The sequence below is a fragment of the Winogradskyella sp. genome (assembly GCF_045105575.1).
Taxonomy (GTDB): domain Bacteria; phylum Bacteroidota; class Bacteroidia; order Flavobacteriales; family Flavobacteriaceae; genus Winogradskyella.
Window position 1 is genome coordinate 45,048 of sequence record NZ_JBGCDQ010000030.1, and the last position, 9,346, is coordinate 54,393.

7 protein-coding genes and 1 pseudogene are annotated in these 9,346 nt (G+C 33.8%); 2 read left to right on the forward strand and 6 right to left on the reverse strand.

Going from position 1 to position 9,346, the window contains the following annotated elements; genetic code table 11:
- The first annotated feature begins 232 nt into the window (after nt 1–232).
- Nucleotides 233–3,001, forward strand: coding sequence for a LamG-like jellyroll fold domain-containing protein (locus tag AB8B52_RS08040; RefSeq protein WP_406026951.1), 2,769 nt, complete (start codon nt 233–235; stop codon nt 2,999–3,001).
- Nucleotides 3,002–3,059: 58 nt separating this feature from the next.
- Here the strand turns inward: AB8B52_RS08040 and hisS are convergent, their stop codons facing one another.
- Nucleotides 3,060–4,430, reverse strand: coding sequence for a histidine--tRNA ligase (gene hisS, locus AB8B52_RS08045; protein ID WP_406026960.1), 1,371 nt, complete (start codon nt 4,428–4,430; stop codon nt 3,060–3,062).
- A 234-nt stretch (nt 4,431–4,664) separates the two neighbouring features.
- Here hisS and AB8B52_RS08050 point away from each other — a divergent pair, with 234 nt between their 5' ends.
- Complete coding sequence (locus AB8B52_RS08050) at nt 4,665–5,906, forward strand: ABC transporter permease (RefSeq protein WP_406026953.1); 1,242 nt, start codon at nt 4,665–4,667, stop codon at nt 5,904–5,906.
- A 772-nt stretch (nt 5,907–6,678) separates the two neighbouring features.
- On the opposite strand, the gene AB8B52_RS08055 is transcribed toward AB8B52_RS08050, so the two are convergent.
- The 5 genes and pseudogenes from AB8B52_RS08055 to AB8B52_RS08075 form a co-directional block, all read right to left on the reverse strand.
- The gene (locus AB8B52_RS08055) at nt 6,679–7,152 is read right to left on the reverse strand and encodes a DUF6495 family protein (protein WP_406026955.1); all 474 of its coding nucleotides are present in this window, start codon (nt 7,150–7,152) and stop codon (nt 6,679–6,681) included.
- A 133-nt stretch (nt 7,153–7,285) separates the two neighbouring features.
- Complete coding sequence (locus AB8B52_RS08060; RefSeq protein WP_406026957.1) at nt 7,286–8,158, reverse strand: glycerophosphodiester phosphodiesterase family protein; 873 nt, start codon at nt 8,156–8,158, stop codon at nt 7,286–7,288.
- Nucleotides 8,159–8,445: 287 nt separating this feature from the next.
- A complete protein-coding gene (gene rplI, locus AB8B52_RS08065) occupies nt 8,446–8,907 on the reverse strand; it encodes a 50S ribosomal protein L9 (protein WP_406026958.1) in 462 nt (153 codons plus the stop codon).
- A gap of 12 nt (nt 8,908–8,919) precedes the next feature.
- Complete coding sequence (gene rpsR, locus AB8B52_RS08070) at nt 8,920–9,219, reverse strand: 30S ribosomal protein S18 (protein ID WP_173588564.1); 300 nt, start codon at nt 9,217–9,219, stop codon at nt 8,920–8,922.
- A pseudogene (locus tag AB8B52_RS08075) lies at nt 9,219–9,346 on the reverse strand (30S ribosomal protein S6); the annotation flags it as partial. The pseudogene AB8B52_RS08075 and the gene rpsR, both read right to left, overlap by 1 nt.

A 9,346-nucleotide genomic window follows, 5' to 3' on the forward strand; every position in this document is an offset into this window, starting at 1 on the left:
GGTTTAATTAAAAATAAGATAAGTTACACATCATAATAAGATTTTTTGTTACATCATTTCTCCCTAAAATACTATTTCAGTCACAACTTATGTTGGAAAAATCGACATTACAAACTTTATACAGTTCTAAATTCTGATATAAAAATGCATTTTAACTGATTTATTTGCGTTTTAAAGATTAAAGATGTATGTTTGTCGAAGAATTTAGTCCCAAACTAAAATTTAACTACTTATGATCAGTATTACTATTTTACTGAAACGCTTTCTGTTGTGCACCTTACTTATGTTCGGTCTGGTAATGTTTGCTCAAAATACATTATTCGACACTAGCATTACATCTGAAGATATAGCGTCCCTCTCGTTACATACAATACAAAATAGCCTTGTACCACCTACAAATGACTTAAATTCTTACACCTCTAATGAGACGGAAAATCTGGACGGTAAGTTTCAACTCTATTTTGATGGTATCGATGATTATATTGAAGATACCTCATTACTAAGTGAGTGGACTGACGTGTCCTTAATGGGTTGGATAAAAATAGACCCTACAGTAAATGAATCTCAAGTTGTATTTGGTCAAAACAATTTTAGCGTCATATTATCCAACAACAACAGCGTCATTATAAGAGCCAACGATACTAGTTTAAAATATTCAACTCCACTTCCTACGAACCAGTGGGTACATCTTAGTGCTGTTCTTAGTAATGAAACTAACACACTTAAACTTTATGTGAATGGTTTAAAAGTTACACATAAAGAGTTTACCGGAGCGCTGAAAGAAGATAACACTCCGTTTTATATCGGAAGAAAACACGAAGGTACAAATCATTGGTATTTTAAAGGACATATTGACGAAGTACGACTATTTAACAAAGGGCTTTCGGATGACGAAATTCAAAAAATGGTATATCAAGAAATTCAAAATGGAGGAACCATTCGTGGTGCAGAAGTACCGAGGAACATAACGACACTTTCTTGGGATCATCTTATAAAATATTATCGTTTTGATAGTTTTAGAGGTGCAATTACTGATAATTTAACAACACCAGATATTGACGTTACAACAGGTGCTCGCCTTCATAATATGATTCAAATAGTACCTCAAACAGCACCAATGCCTTTTAGATCTCAAAGTAGTGGTCATCTTGCTTCTGCGCTTACAAATATAGAACATGGTATTAATGGATATGACGCTATCACCTACGACTGGTCCATAGTAAACATTACCCACAATGATGTTACTTTTGATGCTACACAAAAACACCTCTCCTTAGTAATAAACGAACATGACGCGCTTGCTAACCCAATAGAATTTCATGTTACAAACGACTCAGAACTCAATGTCTCTTGGTATTTAAAACTAGATGGTTTTATTGATCTCGAAGGAGAATCGCAATTAGTACAAGGAGAAGACAGTATGCTCGATTCAACGAGTATTGGTAAAATTGAACGCGATCAACAAGGTACTGCGGATACCTTTACTTACAATTATTGGTCTTCACCAGTAAAACGACAAAATTCAGCATCTGATAATTTTAGAATTATGGATGTCATGCATGATGGCTCTGACTCTAACCATCCTGAAGCAATTAATTTTTCATCCTCAGGATATGACGGAGCTGGAACAAACCCTATTCAAATTGCGGATTATTGGATTTGGAAATATGCCAATTTACCATCTAACACATATTCGGCTTGGCAACATATAAGACGTACTGGTAATATCTTTCCTGGTGAAGGATTTACCATGAAAGGTCCAGGAACAGGATCCATAGACACGCCTCAAAACTATGTGTTTTCTGGTATGCCAAACAACGGAGATATCAACCTCCCACTTGCTGCAAATAATGATTATTTATTAGGAAATCCATACCCTTCAGCCATTGATGCTAACCGATTCATTAGAGATAATGGACCAGAGTTAGGTATTAACGGTAGACCAATTTCAGGATCTACTCCTTTAATAACTGGGACCCTTTACTTTTGGGAACATTGGTCAGGAGGTTCTCATTTTTTACAAGATTATCAAGGTGGTTATGCAACTTATAACTATTCTGGAGGTGTTCGTGCTGCTTATAAAGGTAATAACCATCCAGACTTAGCTTTTGGATCAAATCCTACAGAAAAACCTGGACGTTACATTCCTGTTGGTCAAGGTTTCTTTATCGTAGGTCAAAATTCTGGTACTATAAAATTTAATAATTCACAACGCATTTTTAGAAAAGAAGGCAATAACTCAATATTTATAAGTAGCGCATTTGTTTCAACGTCTCAAAATCCGACTAATACAACAACAGAAAACGTAGAAGAAGACTTACGAATGAAATTTAGAATAGGTTTCAATTCTGTGAATACCATAAAACGTGAATTATTATTAACTATTGATGACAATGCCACACCAAACGTTGATTGGGCTTATGATGGCATTCTCAACGAAACCCAAATGGATGATATGTATTGGATTATTAATGACGAATCTTATATTATCCAAGCCAGTAATTCGACTGAAGTTGAAACGACATATCCTTTAGGAATTAAAACAAATACAGATGGCATAAATACCATAATGATTGATGCTTTGGAAAATATCCCTAACAATCTTAATGTGTATTTACACGATATAGATTTAGATGTTTATCACGATTTAAGAACCAGTAATTACGACATTTTCTTAAATGCAGGCGAATATCTTAATCGTTTTGAAATTACATTCAGTAATCCAAACCTTGCGTTGAGTATTGAAGATGACGTTACCAATAAGGTAAATGTATTATACTCTAGTGCTATTGAAAAAATTGTGATTGTAAATCCAAGTTTAGTAGAACTAAATAGTATGGAAGTATACAATATACTCGGGCAATCCGTTTATTTTGAAAATCATATTTCAGACCAGAATTATTCAGAATACCAAATAGATAATTTAAGTCCTGGTACTTATATTATAAAATTACAAACCGCTACAGATCGTAGCATAACCAAAAAAATTATAGTGAAATAGTTGATTGTTTTTAGTTAGTGATGAGAAAGTCTCAATCCTTGTAAGGTTGAGGCTTTCTTTATTTTAATAACTTCAACAACTCTGAAAATTCTACTTTATGCTGTTCACCCGAAGTCATGTTTTTTAATGTGAAGACACCCGAATTCAATTCTTCTTCACCCACCAAAACCACAAAAGGAATGTTACGACGATTTGCATAATTCATCTGCTTTTTCATCTTCGCAGCATCCGGATACAATTCCGCCTTCACATCATCTTGTCTTAATTTGGTCACCGCTTGTAAACAAGCCATAGCCTCTTTTTCTCCAAAATTGATAAAAAGAACTTTAGTGCTATCAGCAATAGTATCAGGAAATAAACCTAACGCTTCCAACACCAAATAAATACGATCTAAACCAAAGCTAACCCCTACTCCACTCATGTCTTTAAGGCCAAAGATACCAGTAAGATCATCATAACGACCACCTCCTCCAATGGAACCCATACTTACACCTTCTGGTGCTGAGACTTCAAAAATAGCTCCTGTATAATAGTTTAAACCTCTTGCTAAAGTGACATCTAACTGTAACGTTGCGGTTTTTAGTTTTAAGTTTGAAATGGCTGTGTTTATAAATTCGAGTTCTTCGATGCCTTTTAAACCGATTTCAGATGAACTTAACATAGATTTTAAACTTTCTATCTGGTTTCCAAAATCACCTTTTAACGTGAATAAAGGCTGAAGCTTAGAAATGCCTTCTTCAGAAATACCTTTGCCTCGCATTTCATCTTTTACCTTCTCCTCTCCTATTTTATCTAATTTATCTAAAGCGACAGTAAAGTCGATGAGTTTATCTTGCGCACCAATCACTTCAGCAATACCAGATAAAATTTTACGATTATTGATTTTAATTGTAACTCCATCTAATTTTAAAGCTGAAAATACCGCATCGTACAATTGTATGAATTCTACTTCTTGAAACAAAGATTTTGAACCTACCACATCGGCATCACATTGATAAAACTCTCGAAAACGTCCTTTTTGTGGACGGTCTGCGCGCCAAACGGGTTGCATTTGGTAACGTTTGAAAGGGAATTCTATGTCGTTTTGGTGTTGTACGACGTATCTTGCGAAAGGGACTGTAAGGTCGTATCTTAGGGCTTTTTCTGAAACTTTAGGCGTAATTAAACTTTCAGATTTTGTTTTATAATCTTCATCTGATACTTTCTTCAAATAATCACCACTATTCAAAATCTTAAAAATCAAACGATCCCCTTCATCACCATACTTTCCCATTAAGGTGTCTGAGTTTTCGAAGCTTGGCGTTTCAATCGGTTGAAATCCATAAACTTGAAACTGCTCTTTTATCGTTTCCATGATATAAGAACGCTTCGCGACGTCTTCAGAATTAAAATCTCTAGTGCCTTTTGGTATGCTTGGTTTTTGTGCCATATCATTTCCTGCGAAGGCAGGCATCTTTTTTAGTGAAACTTTATTCTTTATTTCAAAAACACTTCGACGACGCTCAGTGTGACTTAAGTGTGTGAACTTCGAAGTTCACGCTCTTAAGTCACAAAAATATTATAATTTTCAGAGCCTTTCCTATCTTATTTCAATTTTATAGTAACTTTATCATGTTTTAATAGTCTTATACTTTTAAACGATTCAACTAACTCCAGAAAAACTATGTTTTCATTAGCTAGAGAGAATATCAGAATTGCGTTCGATTCTATAAAAAGTCAATTACTACGTACCATTCTTACGGTTTTAATTATCGCTATCGGTATTATGGCTTTGGTTGGAATATTAAGTGGTGTGTCTGCATTAGAAAATACCATCTCTAGTAATTTTTCGTCGATGGGTTCTAATACCTTTAATTTTCAGCGTTATGAGTTTACCGCTTCACGCCAAAGTAGTAGAGAGCGCCAAAAAGTGAATCCTGTTATTGATTATAGAAATATAAAGGATTTTGAGGATAATTATAAGTTTCCATTTACCACTGTTGGTGTTTCTTTTTTCGGAACATCACGAGCGGAGGTAAAATATGATAGTAAAAAAACAGATCCTGAAGTTGGTGTCTTAGGTGCCAATGCCTTTTATATTGAAAATGCTGGTTTAGAAGTGGATAATGGTCGGTCGTTAAACATTTTTGATGTTAAAAACAGTAATTCAGTTTGTGTGATTGGTAGTGATTTACAAAAGGCACTATTTCCTGATGAAAACCCTGTTGATAAAACTATTAGCATAAGAGGCTCTAAATTTAAAATCGTAGGAGTACTGAAAGAAAAAGGAGCCACATTTGGAAATAATCAAGATTTAAGAGTGATTCTTCCCATTCAAAAAGCGCGCTCTATTTATACCAACCCAAATATTAATTACGACTTAAGTATTAAAGTTGATAATAAGGATATGTTAGAAAGCGCTCAAGAAGATGCTATTTTAACGTTTAGAAATATTAGAGGACTTAACCCAATTGAAAAAAATAATTTTGGTATTGTTCGCAGTGATGATTTGTTAACACGAGCTACACAAAATATAGATGCGCTTTATGTTGCAGCTTGGATTATTAGTATCATTACCATTTTTGGCTCTACGATTGCCTTAATGAATATTATGCTCGTTTCCGTAAGTGAACGTACACGAGAGATTGGAGTCCGTAAAGCACTTGGTGCAAAAAGTAAAACCATTGCATTTCAATTTTTTATGGAGACCATCATTATTGGTCAACTTGGTGGTATTTTAGGTATTTTACTTGGAATACTTATTGGCATGGCTGTAGCGAGTGGTTTTGAACTCGATTTCTCTACGCCTTGGGTTGCTATGATTTGGGCCACGAGTATTGCGTTTATTGTAGCTGTGGTTTCTGGATTGTATCCTGCGACAAAAGCTGCTAAGCTAGATCCTATTGAATCTCTGCGCTACGAGTAACAAATTCCTGCGAAGGCAGGAATCTCATTATCGAAATATAACGAGTATTATTTTTTACTTTAATATTTAGTATTGTTAGTGGAAAAGAATAACAATGCTAGCACAATTACCATTAATGACAAATAGCATTCATAACAATTAGATCATTTTTTTCTGATGCCAGAGGCATCAAACGTTTATAACAAACTAATACTTACATTTCTTGCGACTCCAGAGGAGTCGAACCATCTTAATTGAAAATTGTCTAAAAAAGTACGACTCCTCTGGAGTCGATACCAACAGACCTTAAACTCCTTTACAAAGGTTTAATCCCTTTGGGATTATAGCGAATTTTAAAAAAGTAGGTTTGCTATCAACTCGAGTCGAGACTAACATGATTTCTTGTTTCGTATGACGAGTATTATTTTTTACTTTAATATTTAGTATTGTTAGTGAAAAAGAATAACAATGCTAGCGTAATTACCATTAATTACAAATAACATTTATAACAATTCTAATATTTTTTCTGATGCCAGAGGCATCAAACGTTTATAACAAACTAATACTTACATTTCTTGCGACTCCAGAGGAGTGGAACCATCTTAATTGAAAACTGTCTAAAAAAGTACGACTCCTCTGGAGTCGATATCAAGAAACATTAAACTCTTTTTACAAAGGTTTAATCCCTCTGGGTAACAGATTTGTAAAAAATAGGTTTGCTATCAACTCGAGTATAGACTAACATGGTTTCTTTTTTAATAAGAGATTCCTTTTTTCAAAGGAATTATGGCATTTAACCCTTTATCAAATCCGCAAAATAAGTAAACAATTCACCTTTTGTGATATTCGCTCCAGACTGAATCATTTTGAATAAATCTAAATGCTTATCCTCTGAGTATTCTTTTTTCGCATTAAAAAATTCAATAGCATCTGATAATAGATTGTTTCTTAACCATTCAAATCCTTCCTTGGTGGTAAAATCTACAGCCTCATTTTCAATTTTTAAAGCAATTAAACGCATGCTTTTTTCATTACATTGAAATAAGTGAATTTGTTGTGGCGAGATATGCTCTAAATATTCCACTTTACCTAAAACACCAAACCAGACCAAATCACTAAAGACATCTAATTCTTGTTCAGCAGCCTCTGGTTTGTTTTTTTTAATGTCTTCCCACTCATCTGCTGTAATAGATTGTGTGGCTAAAAAATTGATGAATTCTTGATGTAATTCTTCAAATTGTTCTTTGGATAATCTTGTGTATTTCATTTATGCTGAATTTATTTCAGTATCTCATTAAGTGTCACTCTGCACATCATGCAGAATTTGTTTAATTCTTATTTATATTTTTTTTAGGATTTCTACTGCACTCAATATGACAGCAAAATTATAAAATTTTAAGTTAATTATTTATGGCCTTGTAAGCTTCAAAAGGTCTATCGGTTGCTATAATATCAGCCCCATTTTCTAGCCACTGACGATACAATTGGTCTCCATTAGCAGCTGCACTTTTATCTAAATTCCCAAGTGTTCCGAGCATACAAACGATATTTTCATCATGTAAACGTTTAAATAATGAAGCATCAGACAGGCGTGTTCCTGTAAAAGCTAACATATTTTTAGTTGGAATTTTAGCGTCTAGTAAACGCTCAAATTCTTCGTTATTTCTTGCGGATACAGAAAATAACAACTCTGGCGCTAAGTCGTAAGCTGATTTTATTTGGTCAATACTGTATGTAATTATAATGCTTATATCTTCGGCTTTCGCTGCTCTAATTGCGTTAACAACGGCTTCCTGACTGACACTGCGCTTAATATCTACTGTTAGAATAACGTCATTTTGCTTAGACCATGCTAGCACTTCAGAAAATAACGGGATTTTATATGGTGTTGCATTTCCATAATCGTCTTCCAAATTAAAATCGGCCAGTTCGTTGTATGTCAGCTCATCAATTTTACCAGTACCTGTTGTGGTTCTGTCGATGGACTTATCGTGTAATAAAACCAATTGTCCATCTTTTGTTTGCACTACGTCAATTTCGTAAACACCTGAAATTCTATCATTAATATATTGTAATGTTTCTAAACAATTTTCAGGATAATTTAATAAACCTCTACCACCACGATGCACGCTAATATTTGGATAATCAGAATTAGAGGCTTTAAAAAGTGCTATAAGTTTAGACGGTTTTGCATCAACCGTAGTTGCTGGCTCCTTAGATTGTTTGCATCCAACAAAAGCACAAACTAAAAAAATTAAAAAAAAGTGTTTCATGTGTTTTATTCATTTTTTTGCGGAGATTCCTATAACTATAGGAACTGTTCGATTATAATCATTTTCCTCGGTAATAAAACCAATGCGCACGTTTGTTTTAGTTTAAACCTTGATATAGAAATGAAAATAGTATATTTTTTCAGCAAAACCTTTCAGGTTTTAAAAACCTGAAAGGTTAAAATCTACTTTATCATAGGCTAACATTAAAGACCTACTCAGTCAAAAAAAAGTTACAAAAAAACCGCTTAGAAAACTAAACGGTTTTTTGAAAAATAATTTTAAAAAGATTAGGCGTCTGCTACCACATCGAAAGTTAAATCGACTGTTACGGCTCTGTGTAATCTAATTGCTGCTTCATACTGACCTAAACGCTTAATGTTACCACCATTGATAGAAATAAATTTCTTATCAACATCGTGACCAGCGTTTTTAAATGCAGCAGCTAAATCCATATTGGTAATAGAACCAAATAATTTATCTCCAGCAGTTGCACCTGTACCAGCTTTAGCTGTGATTTTAATTTCTAACGCTCTTAAAGCTTCAGCAGTTTGTTCTGCATCAGCAATAATCGTTTTCTCTTTATAAGCGCGTTGCTTTAAAGTTTCTGCTAATACTTTTTTAGCAGAAGATGTTGCCATTACAGCATGTCCTTGAGGAATTAAAAAGTTTCTACCATAACCGTTCTTAACAGATACAATATCGTCTTTAAATCCTAAATTTTCAACGTCTTGTTTTAATATAAGTTCCATTGTTATGATATTTTATTTTAATAAATCTGCTACGTATGGCATTAAAGCTAAGTGTCTTGCTCTTTTTACAGCTACAGATACTTTTCTTTGGTACTTTAAAGAAGTTCCTGTTAAACGTCTTGGTAACAATTTACCTTGTTCGTTTACAAAACCTAATAACCAATCTGCATCTTTATAATCTACATACTTGATTCCAGATTTTTTGAAACGACAATACTTCTTTACTTTAGAAGTTTCTATGTTTAAAGGAGTAAGATATCTAATTTCTCCGTCCTTTTTTCCTTTTGCTTGTTGTTCTATTGATGACATAATTACGCTTTTGCTTTTGCTTTAACTTTCATTTTTTCTCTTCTTCTCTCAGCCCATGAAATAGCATGTTTGTCTAAACTCACAGTTAAGTAACGCATAAAACGCTCATCACGTCTAAATTCTACCTCTA